Source organism: Novosphingobium sp. BL-S-21, assembly GCF_055521655.1.
This window is the reverse complement of record NZ_CM145496.1, coordinates 1,395,676-1,409,546: the sequence shown is the minus strand read 5'-3', so window position 1 is coordinate 1,409,546 and position 13,871 is coordinate 1,395,676. Positions and strand designations below refer to the sequence as shown.

Sequence of the window (13,871 nt, the reverse complement as noted above, 5' to 3'; positions counted from 1 at the left end):
GGCCCGTTCGGCGACCGACTGCACCCATCGGGTCAGCTTTCCGGCGGCGTTCAATCCACCAGGGCCAGCCCGCTGGAATCGCGAACCTCGCAGGCCAGGCCCAGCCAATCGGCCAGCGCCTTGTGGTCCTTGGCGACGCCGGGGCTGTAGAGCGGGCGCATGGCGGGAGAGAGGGTGAGCACGAGCTTGCCGTCCTCGCTGCGGACGGCGCTCTGGGCAAGGCCCTGCGCCGAACAGCCGGTAAGGCGGCGGCACAGGCGCACAGCCAGGCCCCAGCCGATCGCCCGGTCCAGGTCTTCCTGCACGGCGAGGCGGGTGAACTGTTCGGGCACTTCGGTCTGGCCGGAATTGGCGAAGACGGTCATGGCCATCATGCCGCGTCCGTGCATGTCGAGGCCGATCCAGCGCTTGCGCAGGGCCCAGGTCATGGCTTCCTCGGTACGCAGGTTCGGTTCGGTGCGCATCGCGGCCAGGGCGAGCAGGCCGGAGGCCTGGCGAAGCTGGCGGTCCTGCGGTTCCTCGCGGCAGACCGGCGCGGTCCAGCGGGCGAGGGCCATGGCGTCGTCCGCCGTGACCCGGGCCGAAGCGGAGAAACCGGCGACGCTGGCGAGCATCGGGTCCTGCGCCTGGATTTCGGCAGGGAGCTGCGCATGAAGCAGGCCTTCGCGCAGGCCCCATGAGGAGAACACCAGCTTCGACGGCTTGAGCCGCGCGATCACTTCCACCATCAGCGCGGCGGCATCGGGCAGGGTGGCGAGCCGGCTGGCGGAAATGCGCGGATCCACGTCATTGAGCTTGCCCTTGGCAAAGACCCGCGCGAGGCGCAGCGCTTCGGAGGCGGGAAGCTCGAAGCCGTGGGGATCGTCCACCGGGAAGTCGAGTGCGCGCATCGCCTGAAGCGCCAGGGCGCGCCAGGATCCGCCGACGATGTAGAGCGGCTGGCCGCGGCCCTTGGCGTCATGGGGATCGCCCCAACCGGCCTTGTCGAGGGCCTTGTGCACGGTTTCGGAGAACCTGCTCTCGCCCGCGGCGCGCAAGTCGGGCAGCAGCAGGGTGCCGAACGGCAGGGTGATGCCGCCGGTGCTGCGGCCTTCCGCGATTTCCACGAGTTCCAGGCTGCCGCCGCCAAGGTCCGCGGCCACGCCGTGCGCGCCGGGGAAGGCGGCGATCACGCCGGTGGCGCTGGCGCGGGCCTCTTCCTCGCCCGAAAGCAGGCGGGGGGAGAGGCCGAACTGGCGCACGGCATCGAGGAAGATCTTGCCGTTGGAAGCGTCCCGCGCGGCGGCAGTGGCCACGCACTCCACGTCCTTGACGTCGAGCAGGCGCAGAAGGCCCGAGAACCGGGCCAGCGCCACCAGCGCGGTCTTCATCGACTTGTCGTTGATCGCGCCGGTCTTGCCCAGATCGCGGCCGAGCCGGGCATTGACCTTCTCGTTCAGGATGACGACCGGCGCACGCGGCGGCCCGTTGTAGACGACCATGCGCACGGTGTTCGAACCAATGTCGATAATCGCGCGCTTTTCGCTGCTGTGGCTAATGCCGATCATTCCGTTCAGACGAATCGCCCGGGAGCGGGCTGCCTGCGCTCCCTATGTCAGATATTGCCGCGCCTTAGCGAGAGCTTTGGCACCTTTCGTCCACTGGCAAGCGATGCGCCGCGCCCGGAGAGCGACGGGTTGGTCATGAAATAGCGGTGGAGATTGAACGGGTTGTCGCTCTCTCCCACGCGCTCGGAAGTGCCGTCCGGATGGAGAATCCAGGACTGTTCGGTGTCCAGCAGGTTGGCCAGCATGACCTGGTCCAGCACCTGGTCGTGCACGGTCTTGTTGGTAATCGGCACCATGACCTCGACCCGGCGGTCGAGATTGCGGCTCATCGCGTCGGCCGAGGTGATGTAGACCTTGGCCTTGCGGTTGGGCAGTTCCGCGCCATTGGCGAAGGCCCAGATGCGGCAGTGTTCGAGGAAGCGGCCGATGATGGACTTGACCGCGATATTCTCGGACAGGCCCTCGATCCCGGGACGCAGGCAGCAGATGCCGCGCACCACCAGGTCGATGTCCACCCCGGCCCGGCTGGCGGCGTAGAGGCGGTCGATCAGGTCGGGATCGGTCAGCGAATTGAGCTTGGCCCAGATCGCCGCCGGCTTGCCGTTGCGGGCATTCTCGATCTCGCCGTCGATCCCGGCGTAGATCGTCGAGCGCAGCGAGATCGGCGAGATCGACAGGCACTCCGTCACCTTGGGCTCGACATAGCCGGTGATGAAGTTGAACAGCCGGCCCACGTCGCGGCCGATCGCGGGATCGGCGGTGAAGTAGGACAAGTCGGTATAGATGCGTGCCGTGATCGGGTGATAGTTGCCGGTGCCGAAGTGGCAGTAGGTGCGGTAACCCTCACCCTCGCGGCGCACGATCATCGAGGTCTTGGCGTGGGTTTTCCAGTCCACGAAGCCGTAGATCACCTGGACGCCGGCCCGTTCGAGCTGGCTGGCCCAGAGCAGGTTCTGCTCCTCGTCGAAGCGGGCCTTCAGCTCGACCACCGCCGTCACCGACTTGCCCTGTTCGGCGGCGTAGATCAGCGCGGAGATGATCGCGGACTGCTTGCCGGCGCGGTAGAGCGTCTGCTTGATGGCGATCACGTCCGGGTCCCGCGCGGCCTGGCGCAGGAAGTCGATCACCACCTCGAAGCTTTCGTAAGGGTGCTGGACGACGATGTCCTTCTCGCGGATGGCGGCGAAGATATCGCCGTCATGCTCGAGAATGCGTTCGGGATAGCGGGGGGAATAGGGCTCGAACTTCAGCTCGGGCCGATCCTCGTCGCAGATCGCGGAAAGGCCGGAGAAGCCGATCAGGCCTTCCGTCTTCATGATCAGCGCCTTGTCGAGGCCGAGCTGGTTGCGCAGCAGTTCCTCGGCCGAAGGATCGAAGGCGCCCTGAAGCTGGAGCACGATCACCAGGCCGCGGCGGCGGCGCTGGATCGCGGTGCGGTAGTAGCGCACCAGATCCTCGGCATCTTCCTCGATCTCGATGTCGCTGTCGCGCAGGATGCGGAACACGCCGTGGCCGTTCACGCCGAAGCCGGGGAACAGCTCGTCCGCATTGCGGCAGATCAGGTCCTCAATGGAAATCCAGGCCGCGTCCTCACCCGGGATCCGCACGAAGCGGGGCAGCGGGGCGGGGATCAGGACCATTTCCATGACCGGCGCATCGTCGGCCAGGCGGGTGAGCGCGAAGAGCACGCCGATGCCCTGGTTGGCCACGAAGGGGAAGGGGTGCGCGGGATCGATCGCCTGCGGGGTGATCACCGGCATGACGTGTTCGAGGAAGTAGCTGCGCAGCCAGGCCTCGCGGTCGCCGTCGAGGCGGGCGTCGCCCACCACGCGGATGCCGCAATCGGCCAGCTGGAGCTTGAGGTCCTTCCAGGTTTCCTGCTGGATCTGCTCCAGCTCGATCACTTTCTCGTGCGTGGAGGTCAGCGCCTGCGAGGGGGTGAGGCCGTCGATCGAGATTTCCTCGATCTGGCGGCGGACCTGCCCGGCGAGACCGGCGACGCGCACCATCAGGAATTCGTCGATGTTGCTGCCGGAAATCGACAGGAACCGCAGGCGTTCGAGCACCGGATAGTTCGGATTGGTGGCTTCGGCGAGGACGCGCTCGTTGAAGGCGAGCCAACTCAGCTCGCGGTTGAAGAACCGCGCGGGCTGGGTGGAAATATCGTCGACCTCGACGATTTCCGGGGCTTCGGTGGTCTCGGTAATTTCGAGCATGTCCTGGCTCTTCACATCTGCTCCGTGTCAGTCACTGCACTTGCATGCCACGATGACAGTTTGCGGGCAGTCTGGCCAGTCTTACGGGCGGTCTGCCGGTTCTTTCGGCTGGACGGAACCGCGCTCTGCTGGAATGGCGGCGGGGATGGACATTCCCACCCTTGTTGCCGCCTATCTCGCCCTGGCCAACCTCATCGCCTTTTTCGCTTTCGCCTTCGACAAGGGCCGGGCGATCGCGGGCGGACGGCGCGTGCCGGAGCGGCGCCTGCTGGCGTTCGCCGCGCTCGGCGGCTCGCCCGGCGCCCTGCTGGCGCGCCGCGTGCTGCGGCACAAGACGCGCAAGCAGCCGTTCGTGGACCGGCTGCGCTGGATCGTGACGGTTCAGGCGGGCGTGGTGGCGGGCCTGATCTGGGCCGCCTGGGCCTGACGATCAGGTGCCGGGCTGGACGTAAGGCGCGGTAGACCAGAGCTTGCGCTGCCAGCCGCGCGGGTCGTCCTCCATCCGCGTCTCCTCGCCGAACACCATCGTCGCCCGCGTGGGGACGGTGTAAGGGCGCCAGTCCGCCGCCCGATCGCCGGAGCCGGGACGCCCGGTTTTCGCAAGGCCCGTGAAGGCCGCCATCATCGTCTTGCTCAGCGCCCGGGCCTTGTCGTCCGTGCCGGAGAAACTGCCCGGAGCGTCGAGCGTGCCGAAGACATAGGGAATGTCGTCGGTATGCGCCGCGCCGCGCAGGGGATCGACGGGCGAGGGGCGTTCGAGCTGGTAGACCCAGGTGGCCTCGGCCCCGGCTCTGGCGCGCGCGTCCGCCTCGATCACCTGGCCCGGCCATGAGCGGCCCGCGGTGGTGGCGGCATAGTAGATCTGCTCGGCGGTCCAGTCCGGCTGGCGGGCGCGGTACTGGTCGATCATCCACTGCGGATCGAGGTCGATCTTGACCTCGCGGCCGACGCGCTCGGCCAGGTTGCTCCAGTCGAGGCCCTTGAGCCTGGGGCCGCGCGGGTCGAGGAAGGCGCGCGTCTCCTCGTGGGTATTGCCCAGGATCATCGGCACCGACACCGACTGCGGCGCGGCGTCCGGCCAGAAGGGATGGCGCGGCAGATTGGTCATGTCCAGCACCGGGCCGAAGTAGAGCGGGCCGCTGCCCATGACCGGATCGGTGGCGGCAAGGCCGTCCACCAGCCGTTCGATCGGCAGGTTGCGCAGGCCCTCGACATCGCCGGGCGCGAGCTTGACGGCGGCCATCAGCGCCTGCGTGCGCGCCCAGGCGTGCATCGGGCCGCTGGCCTGGACTTGCTGGCCGCTCATGGTCGCGGCGCTGTGGAACAGTCCCCGTGCGGCGGGCATGGCCATGAGCGTGGCGATCTTGGCGCCGCCGCCGGACTGGCCGAACACCATGACGCGCGCCGGGTCGCCGCCGAACCGGGCGATGTGATCGCGGACCCATTGCAGCGCGAGGATGAGGTCGAGCTGGCCCAGGTTGCCGCTATCGGCATACGTCGCGCCGAAGGGCTTGAGCCAGGAATAGCCGAGGGCATTGAGGCGGTGGTTCACCGAAACGACCACCACGTCGCCGGTGCCCGCCAGCCGGGCGCCGTGCGTGAGGGGGTCGGTGACCGAGCCGGTGGTATAGGCGCCGCCGTGGAAATAGACCATGACCGCGCGCCTGGCGGCCGGGTTCGCCTCGGGCGTCCAGAGGTTGAGGAAGAGGCAGTCCTCGGCCTGACGCTCGCTGTCGAGGCCGCGCTGGGGGCAGATCGGGGCGAAGGCCTGGGCCTTGACCGGCGGCCCGGCCCAGGGTTCGGCCACTGCCTGCGCGAACCGCGCGGCGCGGCCGTAGCGGATGCCCTTGAAGGCGAGCACGCCCTGTTCGGCAAGGCCGGTGTAGCGGCCGACGACCGGCGCGGCGGCCGAGCCCGGCGAGGGCCGTGCCAGAAGCGGCGCGGGGGCTGCGGCAAGGGCCGCTGCCGAGGCCACCAGGGTGCGGCGAGTGATGCGCGGTGCCGTCATATGCTCCCTCTCCCCCAGGTCGTGCCGGATCGGGTCCGGGGCGACGATCCGGCCGGCCTCAGCTTGCGCCCAGGCTCACCGCCTGACATCGCCTCCGGAAATCGAGAAGGCGTCCAGTTCGGCGCGGCCGATGAGGCTCATGTCGCCGTGCAGCGAGTGCTTGAGCACCGTATAGGCCAGCCCCGCATGGGCCATGGCGGACAAGTCGCCCGCCTCCAGCCACTGGTGCAGCACGCCGGCCGCGAAAGCGTCTCCGGTGCCGATGCGGTCGACGATGCCGGTCACGTCGGCTTCGGCGGTCTGGACGGCATCGTCCCGGCCGTCGACGCGGGCGGCTATGCGGTGGTGGCCGGCATTGACGACATGGCGCGCGGTCGAGGCGATCACCTGCAGGTTCGGGAAGGCCGCGAAGGCCGCCTCGGCCGCTTCGCGGCGGCGGTCGGCGCCGTCGCCGGAGAAGGTCTCACCCAGCAGCAGCGAGATGTCGCGGTAATTGCCGATCATCACCGTGGCGGCCGAAACCATCTCGGTAAGGATCTCGCGCGGGTTGCTGTCCCAGCTTTCCCAGAGGAGGGCGCGGTAGTTGCCGTCGAAGCAGATCGGCACGCCGGCTTCCTGCGCGGCGCGCACTGCGGCCTTGGCCAGCGAGACGCCGCCCGGCCCGAGCGCCGGGGTGATGCCGGACAAGTGCAGCAAACGCGCGCCGTCCAGCGCGGCGGCAAAGTCGAAATCGTCCACGGCGGACTGCGCGAAAGCGCTGCCGGCGCGGTCGTAAGTGATGGCCGAAGGGCGCAGGCCCGCGCCGGTCTCCAGGAAATAGAGTCCCATGCGGCCCGGCCCGGAAGTCACGCCGGAAAGGCCCACGCCTGCTGCGCCCAGCGCCGCGCGGCACTTGTCGCCCAGCGGGTTGGCGGGCAGGCGGGACACCATGCGCACTTCGTGGCCGAGCGAGGCAAGACCCGAGGCGACATTGGCTTCGGCCCCGCCCACGACCATGTCGAGCGCATCGGACTGGACCACCAGCCGCGCGTCATGGGTGGCGAAACGGATCAGCACTTCGCCGAAGCAGGTAACGTGGCCAGTCATAGTCTAGAAATTCCTCAGCGCGCGAGCCAACCGCCGTCTACGGCGAGGACGTGTCCTGTCACATAGTCCGAAGCCGGGGAAGCCAGGAACACGGCGGCGCCGGCAATATCCTTGGGATCTCCCCAGCGGCCGGTGGGAATGCGCTCCAGAATCTGGCGGTTGCGCGTCTCGTCGCCCTGCAGCGCGGCGGTGTTGTTGGTGGCAATGTAGCCCGGCGCGATGGCGTTGACCTGCACGCCCTTTGGCGCCAGTTCGTTGGCCATGGCCTTGGTCACGCCGCCCACGCCGGACTTCGCCGCCGCATAGCTGGGCACGCGGATGCCGCCCTGGAACGTCAGCAGCGAGGCGATGTTGACGATCTTTCCGGCGCTGTGGCCTTCCCGGGCGCGCGCCACCATGCCCCTGGCCGCCGCCTGGCTGAGAAAGAACAGCGTCTTGAGATTGGTGTCCATCACCGCGTCCCAGTCCTCCTCGGAGAACTGGAGCACGTCGTCGCGGCGGATGATGCCGGCATTGTTGACGAGAATGTCGACCTTGCCCAGCCCGGCCACCGCCTCGTCGATCACGCGGCCCACGGGCTCGATCGAGGAGAGGTCGGCCTTGATGTTCACGCACTTGCGCCCGGTCGCTTCGATCAGCGCGATGGTCTCGGCCGGTTCGCTGCGGCCGGCCAGGGCAACGTCCGCGCCCGCTTCCGCAAGCGCCACGGCTATGGCCTGCCCGATCCCGGTGTTGGCGCCGGTCACCAGCGCGGCCTTGCCTTCGAGGCTGAAGGAAATCGCCATAAGTTAAGTCCTGTCCCAATCTCGTTCGTGGCCCGGAAATCGCCCGAACCCATCTTCGGCCCCGCTCCTCTTCGGTCCCCACTTCGTCATGGCGAGCGTAGCGAAGCAATCCAGAGCGGTTGTCCACGACGCCCTGGATTGCTTCGTCGCTCCGCTCCTCGCAAAGACGAGGGCAGGGGAGCGACGAGGCAAGTTCCGAAAGGCTGCTGCCTTACTGAAGCTGGCAGATATCCAGCACGTTCATGTCGGTATAGTCGAGGTTTTCCCCGCCCATGGCCCAGATGAACGCGTACTTCTTGGTGCCCGAGCCCATGTGGATCGACCAGGGCGGGCTGATGACGGCCTCTTCATTGGCGATCACGATGTGGCGCATCTGGTCGGGTTCGCCCATGTAGTGGAAGATGCGGTCGTTCTCTTCCGGCAGCTCGAAGTAGAGGTAGATTTCCGAGCGGCGGTCATGAAGGTGCGGCGGCATCGTGTTCCAGACCGAGCCTTCTTCCAGCACGGTGAGGCCCAGCAGCAGCTGCGCGCTCTCGCAGACGCCGGGGATCACCAGCTGGTAGATCGTGCGCTGGTTCGAATTGGCAAGATCGCCGCGCGCCAGCGGGTTGGCCTGGTCAAGCGTGATGTGCTTGATCGGCAGCGTTTTGTGGGCGGGAACCGAGGCGATGTAGAAGCGGGCGGTCTCGCCCTCGAAAGTCACCTCGGTCGAGCCCATGGGCACGTAGAGGCATTCCTTGTTCTGCATTTCGAAGCGCTGGCCGTCGACCGTGATCGCGCCCGGGCCGCCGATGTTGACGATGCCGGCTTCGCGGCGCTCAAGGAAGGGGTGGCCTTCCGCGCTTTTCGGCACGGTCTGGGCGGGCAGCTTGAGCGGCCCCTGCGAGGGCACCGCGCCGCCGATCACGAAACGCTCGTTGTGCGAATAGTTGAGGCTGACCTTGCCGTCTTCGAACATGCCGGTGACGAGGTAGCGATCGCGCAGTTCCTCGTTGGAGACGCACTCCATCATGTCGGGATGGGTGGCGTGGTAGGTCTTGCAGAACACGGGGGCTCTCCCTTGTGGAATTCAGTTCCGTATGGTGGGACGTTATTACGCTTCAGGTCAAGTCTTATCCGGTCTTGGTAACCGGTGTCAATGTTCCGCCGGGCGTGTTTCTCCCCGGTTCCGGCGCGTCCGTTTTCGGCCCCGGCAACGGGCCGTGTGTCCGGTCGGCGCTCAGGCCGTGCGTTCGGGCGCGGCTACCGAGGCGCGGCGCACCAGGTCGGAGAGGAACAGCGAAGGCTGGTCGGCCGCACCGCCCGGGTCGATCAGCTTGTGCGCGGCGGCCGTGGCCATCGGCACGATCGGCCAGCGCACGGTGGTGAGCGGCGGCCAGATATGGGCGGCGATGGCGGTATCGTCGAAGCCGATGATGGAGAGCTGCTCGGGCACGGAAATGCCCTTGGCCCGCGCCGCATGGAGGACGCCGGCGGCCATCTCGTCATTGCTGCAGAAGATCGCGGTGGGACGCGGATCGGCGGAGAGCAGGCGTTCCCCCGCGGCCAGGCCCGATTCGAAGCGGTAGTCCCCGCGCGCGCCGATCTTCGGATCGAGCTTGAGCCCGGCCGAGGCCAGCCCGTCGATGAAGCCCAGTTCGCGCTCATGCGCCGAGCGGAAGCCCTCCGGTCCGGCGATGAAGCCGATGCGGCGATGGCCCAGGCTGGTCAGCCACGACACCGCTTCGCGCACGGCATGGCGGTCGTTCGAGGCGACGAGGTGGCTGTCGTCGTCCAGCCGGGCCGAACCCATGCGCACCAGCGTGCAGCCCAGTTCGCGGCAGACCGCCGCCAGCCCGTCGTTTTCGGAAATCGGCGGCAGCAGCAGCACGCCGTAGAGCCGCTGCTGTTCGATGAAGCGGCGGATGTCCTCCAGCATAGTCGGCGAGTGGCGGTCCACCGGGCGCACGACGAGGGCGAACTCGGTGTCGCGGATGGCTTCGAGAATGCCTTCCTGCACGCCCAGCACCATCTGCGCGTTCGGGTTGTCGTGGATCAGGCCGATGAGGAAATTGCGGCGCAGCGCCAGTGCGCGCGCCTGCGGATTGGGCACGTAGCCGATCTCCGCGATCACGGCTTCCACTTTCTCGCGCGTGGCCTGGCCCAGGAGCGGGGACTTGTTGATGACGCGGCTGACGGTTTTCTTGGAGACGCCGGAAAGGCGCGCGACGTCGTTGATGGTCGGCTTGGTGTCGCGTCTGAATTCGTCCGGCATCCTAGCCCCTTTGGCGGCACCGCTTGCGGCTTCGCCCGATATGTTGTGAGCCGCTTGCCTTCTTGCGCGCGGAAAGGCAAGATGACACCGGTTTCCATATCTTGGAAGCCCTCAATTTCGCGTTACCGCCACCTGCGGCGTACACGCCCTCCGCTCCACCCGCTGCCCCGGCAATGCAACCCTTTGACAAGGCCACGGGATCGAGAGGCATCGCGCTTTTGATTTGCCTATGACACCGGTTTCCTTTAACGACGGCAACCAGAACAACGAAGGGTTTGGGATGAGTTCCAACGAGCAGGCCAGAACGATTGCGGGGGCATTCGTATCGGCGCGGCGCGAGATGCGGGCGCTGGCCGAATACCCCGGAGAGGCACCTTCCGATCTTGCCGCCGCCTATGCGATCCAGGACCTTGCCATCGGGCTGGACGGCCGCACGGTCGCAGGCTGGAAAGTGGGCAGGATCAACGTCCCCGAAGACACGCGCCTGGGCGCCGACCGGCTGACCGGGCCGATCTTCACGGACAGCGTGGTCACCGCCGCTGCGGCCGAGGCGCCGGAAATGCCGGTTTTCGCCCGGGGCTTCGCAGCGGCGGAAGCGGAATTCCTGCTGCATGTCGCGCCGGGCTGGGACGGTGTCGTGCCCGCCGATGACGAGGCCACCCGCAAGGTGCTGGACGCCGTGCACATCGGCATCGAAGTGGCCAGCTCGCCTTACCCCGGCATCAACGCCGATGGGCCGCCGGTCACCGTTTCCGATTTCGGCAACAACGCCGGCATGGTGATCGGTCCGGTGCTGGAAGGCTGGGAGACCGCCACTTTCGAGGCGATCACCGTGCGCTTCGAGATCGACGGGCAGGAGATCGCCTCGGCAACCACCGCGACCATGCTGGACGGCCCGCTGGGCGCGGTGCGGTTCCTGCTTGCGAACCTTGCCTCGCGCGGTATCGACTGCAGCGGCGGGACCTGGGTTTCGACCGGCGCGGTCACGGGGGTCCATCCGGTGGTGCCGGGGCAAAGGGTTCTGGCGCATTTCGAGGGACATGGCAGCATAGGCTGCAAGATCGCGGCGGCGGTGCCCGCATAGGAAGAATGCATCGGCAGGCCCGAAAACGGTGCCGCCGAAGAGGGAGCAGGATCAGATGAACGCAGGCATTCCCGAAAGCCATCTCACGGATGGTTCCGGAGCCGCCAAATCCGCAACGGGGGTTCCCGGAGCAGACGGTTCCGGGGCCGACCGCCAGGGAATCCATCCCACCGCGGGGCGCTATCGCTGGGTGATCGTCGCGCTGCTCTTCGCGGCGACGGCGATCAACTATATCGACCGGCAGATGATCGGCGTGCTCAAGCCCACGCTCGAGGCCGAATTCCACTGGACCGAGTCCGACTTCGCGGGAATCGTCTTCTGGTTCCAGCTCGCCTACGCGATCGGTTACCTCTCCTTCGGCAAAGTGGTGGACGTCCTGGGCGCGCGGATAGGCTATGCCATCGCCCTGGTCATCTGGACCATCAGCCACATGGCGCACGGTTTCGCCAGCGGCGTGACCTCCTTCGCGATGGCGCGCTTCGGCCTCGGCATCGGCGAATCGGGCAATTTCCCCGCCGGCATCCGCGCCGTCACCGACTGGTTCCCGCAGAAGGAGCGCGCCTTCGCGATCGGCCTGTTCAATGCCGGCGCCAATGTCGGCGCGATCCTGACGCCGCTGATCGTGCCGCTGCTGGTGCTCTGGTTCGACTGGCGCGTGGCCTTCTTCGTCACCGGCATCTTCGGCATTCTCTGGCTGATCGCCTGGTGGGCGATGTACCGCCATCCCAACGAGCACGCCCGCGTCACGCGCGGCGAACTCGCGTGGATCCAGCAGGACCCGGCCGACCCGGTCGAGAAGATCGGCTGGTCGAAGCTGCTGACCGTCCGCGAGACCTGGGCCTTCGCCCTCGGCAAGTTCCTGATCGACCCGATCTGGTGGTTCTTCCTGTTCTGGCTGCCGGGCTACCTGTTCGAGCGCTACAACCTCGACCTCAAGACCTTCGGCCTGCCGCTTGCGGCGATCTACCTGATTTCCGACCTTGGCAGCGTGGGCGGCGGCTGGCTTTCCTCCCGGCTCATCAAGGCCGGGAAGACGCCGAACTTCGCGCGCAAGATCACGATGCTGATTTGCGCCTTCTGCGTGCTGCCGATCTGGTTCGCGCAGTCGCTGGACAGCGTCTGGGCCGCCGTGCTGGTGATCGGTATCGCCACGGCCGCACACCAGGCCTTCTCGGCCAATCTCTACACTTTCCCGTCCGACGTCTTCCCGCGCGGTGCGGTGGGATCGGTGGTGGGCATCGGCGGCACCGTCGGCGCTTTCGGCGGCATGGGCATGGCGCTCTTCGCGGGCTACATCCTCGACACGACGCACAGCTACGAGGTGCTCTTCGGGATCTGCGCGGGGGCCTATCTGCTGGCGCTGGCAGTGGTTCACCTGCTCAGCCCGAGGCTGGCACCGGCGAAAGTCTGAGAGCGCCGGACTTGACGGCCAGGTTCCGGGGGCGATGCCCCCGGAACCTGCGGCCACCTGCCGCTTCGGCTACGACGCTGGCGGTGACGTCACGTCCCAGACGATCGGCAGGTTGCGGATCGACAGCAGCCCCGGGAACACGGCGGTGTCCGCGCCCGGCTTCACCCGGAATTCGGGAATGCGCGCGAACCATTCCTCCAGCAGCAGCCGCAGCTCGCGCCGCGCCAGGTGCGCGCCGAGGCAGATGTGCACCCCGCCCACGAACGTGAAGTGCCGGTTGGCCTTGCGCTCGGGATCGAAGGTGCGCGGGTTCTCGAAATGGGCAGGGTCGAAATTGCCCGAGGGGTTGAGGCAGGAGAACGAATCGCCCTTGCGCACCTGGATCCCGTGCCACTCGAATTCCCGGGTGGCGGTGCGGGCGGACGAGAGGATCGGCTGCGTGCGCAGGAATTCCTCGACCGCCGAGTTGATCAGCGCCGGATTCTCGCGGAGGCGCCGCTGCAGGTCGGGCTGGAGCGCGAGACGGCGGAACATCTGGGCGATGGTGGCCGCCACGGTATCGAGGCCGCCCAGCCAGAGGAACCACACCATGCCGATCTTCTCGTCCTCGGTCGGCGGGCGGCCTTCGGCCTGGCCGCCGATCCTGCCGTGGACGATGGCGGAGACGAGGTGCTCGTCGGGTTCCGCTTCCTTCTCGGCAATGAAGCCGCGCAGGAATTCGAGCACGCCGCGCAGTGCGGCCTGCATCTTTTCGAGGCTGCCGGAATGGAGGATGTCCCATTCCCAGTCGAGGAACTGTTCGAACTTCTCGTCGGGAAAGCCCATCAGGCCCATGAATATCCGCACCGGATAGACCCGTGCGAAGTCCCAGGCCATGTCGACCTCGCCCTTGCCCGCCACGGCGTCGATCATCTCGGTCACCACGTCGCGGATGCGCGGTTCCAGCTCGCGCGTGATCCGGGCGGGCGAGAAATAGGGCATCAGGTAGAGCCGGTACTTCTGGTGGTCGGGCGGATCGATGGCGAGGGGGATCGACTTGAAGGTCTCGCCGATCAGCCGCTGGAATTCGGCCGTGCCCGCGTTCGAGAAATGCGCATTGTCGGTATAGACGCGCTCGATGTCCTCATAGTGGCTGACCACCCAGTTGCCCTGCTGCCGCCCGCTGATTGCGCCCAGGCCGTGCCGGGCCGGCGGCGCGTAGAGCAGGCGCGGGATCTCCGGGCCGGAAAGCCAGCCGCAGGGCTCGTAGGGGTCCAGGAGGTCGTTGGGCTCGGTGCCCATGGCAAAGCCCAGGTCGACGATGCGATCCTTCGGAACGTTGTCCGGGGCGGCATCGAAATCGACGCGGATGTCGTCGAGCGTTCGGATATGTGGCATGATGTTCTCTCCCGAGGCCATGGATGCCCGGGCATCCCCCGCGCGGCAAGGCGCAGCGCAGCGCGCGCGCCGTTCCCGGCAGGGCTTGCGGCCATTCATCGTC

General features: G+C 67.4%; 11 protein-coding genes. 3 read left to right on the top strand and 8 right to left on the bottom strand.

What is annotated here, in order from left to right:
* Positions 1-50: 50 nt before the first annotated feature.
* Complete coding sequence (locus ACZ1J6_RS15065) at positions 51-1,547, bottom strand: Ppx/GppA phosphatase family protein (RefSeq protein ID WP_431566635.1); 1,497 nt, start codon at positions 1,545-1,547, stop codon at positions 51-53.
* Between the two features lie 47 nt (positions 1,548-1,594).
* On the bottom strand, positions 1,595-3,763 hold the full coding sequence (locus ACZ1J6_RS15060) for an RNA degradosome polyphosphate kinase (protein ID WP_165921346.1): 2,169 nt from the start codon (positions 3,761-3,763) through the stop codon (positions 1,595-1,597).
* A gap of 145 nt (positions 3,764-3,908) precedes the next feature.
* Between ACZ1J6_RS15060 and ACZ1J6_RS15055 the strand changes: the two genes are divergently transcribed.
* Entirely contained in the window at positions 3,909-4,190 is a 282-nt protein-coding gene (locus ACZ1J6_RS15055) for a DUF1294 domain-containing protein (RefSeq protein ID WP_132263952.1), read from the top strand.
* Between the two features lie 3 nt (positions 4,191-4,193).
* Here the strand turns inward: ACZ1J6_RS15055 and ACZ1J6_RS15050 are convergent, their stop codons facing one another.
* The 5 genes from ACZ1J6_RS15050 to ACZ1J6_RS15030 form a co-directional block, all read right to left on the bottom strand.
* Positions 4,194-5,771 carry a carboxylesterase/lipase family protein gene (locus tag ACZ1J6_RS15050; RefSeq protein WP_465128216.1) on the bottom strand — a complete coding sequence of 526 codons (1,578 nt, stop codon included), beginning with the start codon at positions 5,769-5,771 and terminating at the stop codon, positions 4,194-4,196.
* Positions 5,772-5,846: 75 nt separating this feature from the next.
* A complete protein-coding gene (locus tag ACZ1J6_RS15045) occupies positions 5,847-6,857 on the bottom strand; it encodes a sugar kinase (protein WP_465128215.1) in 1,011 nt (336 codons plus the stop codon).
* 14 nt (positions 6,858-6,871) lie between these two features.
* Positions 6,872-7,642: a 2-dehydro-3-deoxy-D-gluconate 5-dehydrogenase KduD gene (kduD, locus tag ACZ1J6_RS15040; RefSeq protein ID WP_465128214.1), complete on the bottom strand. Its 771-nt coding sequence runs from the start codon at positions 7,640-7,642 to the stop codon at positions 6,872-6,874.
* 211 nt (positions 7,643-7,853) lie between these two features.
* Positions 7,854-8,690: a 5-dehydro-4-deoxy-D-glucuronate isomerase gene (gene kduI / locus ACZ1J6_RS15035; protein ID WP_132263944.1), complete on the bottom strand. Its 837-nt coding sequence runs from the start codon at positions 8,688-8,690 to the stop codon at positions 7,854-7,856.
* Between the two features lie 171 nt (positions 8,691-8,861).
* On the bottom strand, positions 8,862-9,896 hold the full coding sequence (locus ACZ1J6_RS15030) for a LacI family DNA-binding transcriptional regulator (protein WP_132263942.1): 1,035 nt from the start codon (positions 9,894-9,896) through the stop codon (positions 8,862-8,864).
* A gap of 280 nt (positions 9,897-10,176) precedes the next feature.
* Between ACZ1J6_RS15030 and ACZ1J6_RS15025 the strand changes: the two genes are divergently transcribed.
* Complete coding sequence (locus tag ACZ1J6_RS15025; RefSeq protein WP_465128250.1) at positions 10,177-10,980, top strand: 2-keto-4-pentenoate hydratase; 804 nt, start codon at positions 10,177-10,179, stop codon at positions 10,978-10,980.
* A gap of 55 nt (positions 10,981-11,035) precedes the next feature.
* Complete coding sequence (locus ACZ1J6_RS15020) at positions 11,036-12,391, top strand: MFS transporter (protein WP_134095286.1); 1,356 nt, start codon at positions 11,036-11,038, stop codon at positions 12,389-12,391.
* A gap of 69 nt (positions 12,392-12,460) precedes the next feature.
* Here the strand turns inward: ACZ1J6_RS15020 and ACZ1J6_RS15015 are convergent, their stop codons facing one another.
* Complete coding sequence (locus ACZ1J6_RS15015) at positions 12,461-13,768, bottom strand: cytochrome P450 (RefSeq protein WP_465128213.1); 1,308 nt, start codon at positions 13,766-13,768, stop codon at positions 12,461-12,463.
* Between the last annotated feature and the right edge of the window lie 103 nt (positions 13,769-13,871).

Coding starts and splice junctions, on each gene's coding strand:
- ACZ1J6_RS15065 (WP_431566635.1), bottom strand. CDS start 1,547: ATGATCGGCATTAGCCACAGCAGCGAAAAGCGCGCGATTATCGACATT.
- ACZ1J6_RS15060 (WP_165921346.1), bottom strand. CDS start 3,763: ATGCTCGAAATTACCGAGACCACCGAAGCCCCGGAAATCGTCGAGGTC.
- ACZ1J6_RS15055 (WP_132263952.1), top strand. CDS start 3,909: ATGGACATTCCCACCCTTGTTGCCGCCTATCTCGCCCTGGCCAACCTC.
- ACZ1J6_RS15050 (WP_465128216.1), bottom strand. CDS start 5,771: ATGACGGCACCGCGCATCACTCGCCGCACCCTGGTGGCCTCGGCAGCG.
- ACZ1J6_RS15045 (WP_465128215.1), bottom strand. CDS start 6,857: ATGACTGGCCACGTTACCTGCTTCGGCGAAGTGCTGATCCGTTTCGCC.
- kduD (WP_465128214.1), bottom strand. CDS start 7,642: ATGGCGATTTCCTTCAGCCTCGAAGGCAAGGCCGCGCTGGTGACCGGC.
- ACZ1J6_RS15030 (WP_132263942.1), bottom strand. CDS start 9,896: ATGCCGGACGAATTCAGACGCGACACCAAGCCGACCATCAACGACGTC.
- ACZ1J6_RS15025 (WP_465128250.1), top strand. CDS start 10,177: ATGAGTTCCAACGAGCAGGCCAGAACGATTGCGGGGGCATTCGTATCG.
- ACZ1J6_RS15020 (WP_134095286.1), top strand. CDS start 11,036: ATGAACGCAGGCATTCCCGAAAGCCATCTCACGGATGGTTCCGGAGCC.
- ACZ1J6_RS15015 (WP_465128213.1), bottom strand. CDS start 13,768: ATGCCACATATCCGAACGCTCGACGACATCCGCGTCGATTTCGATGCC.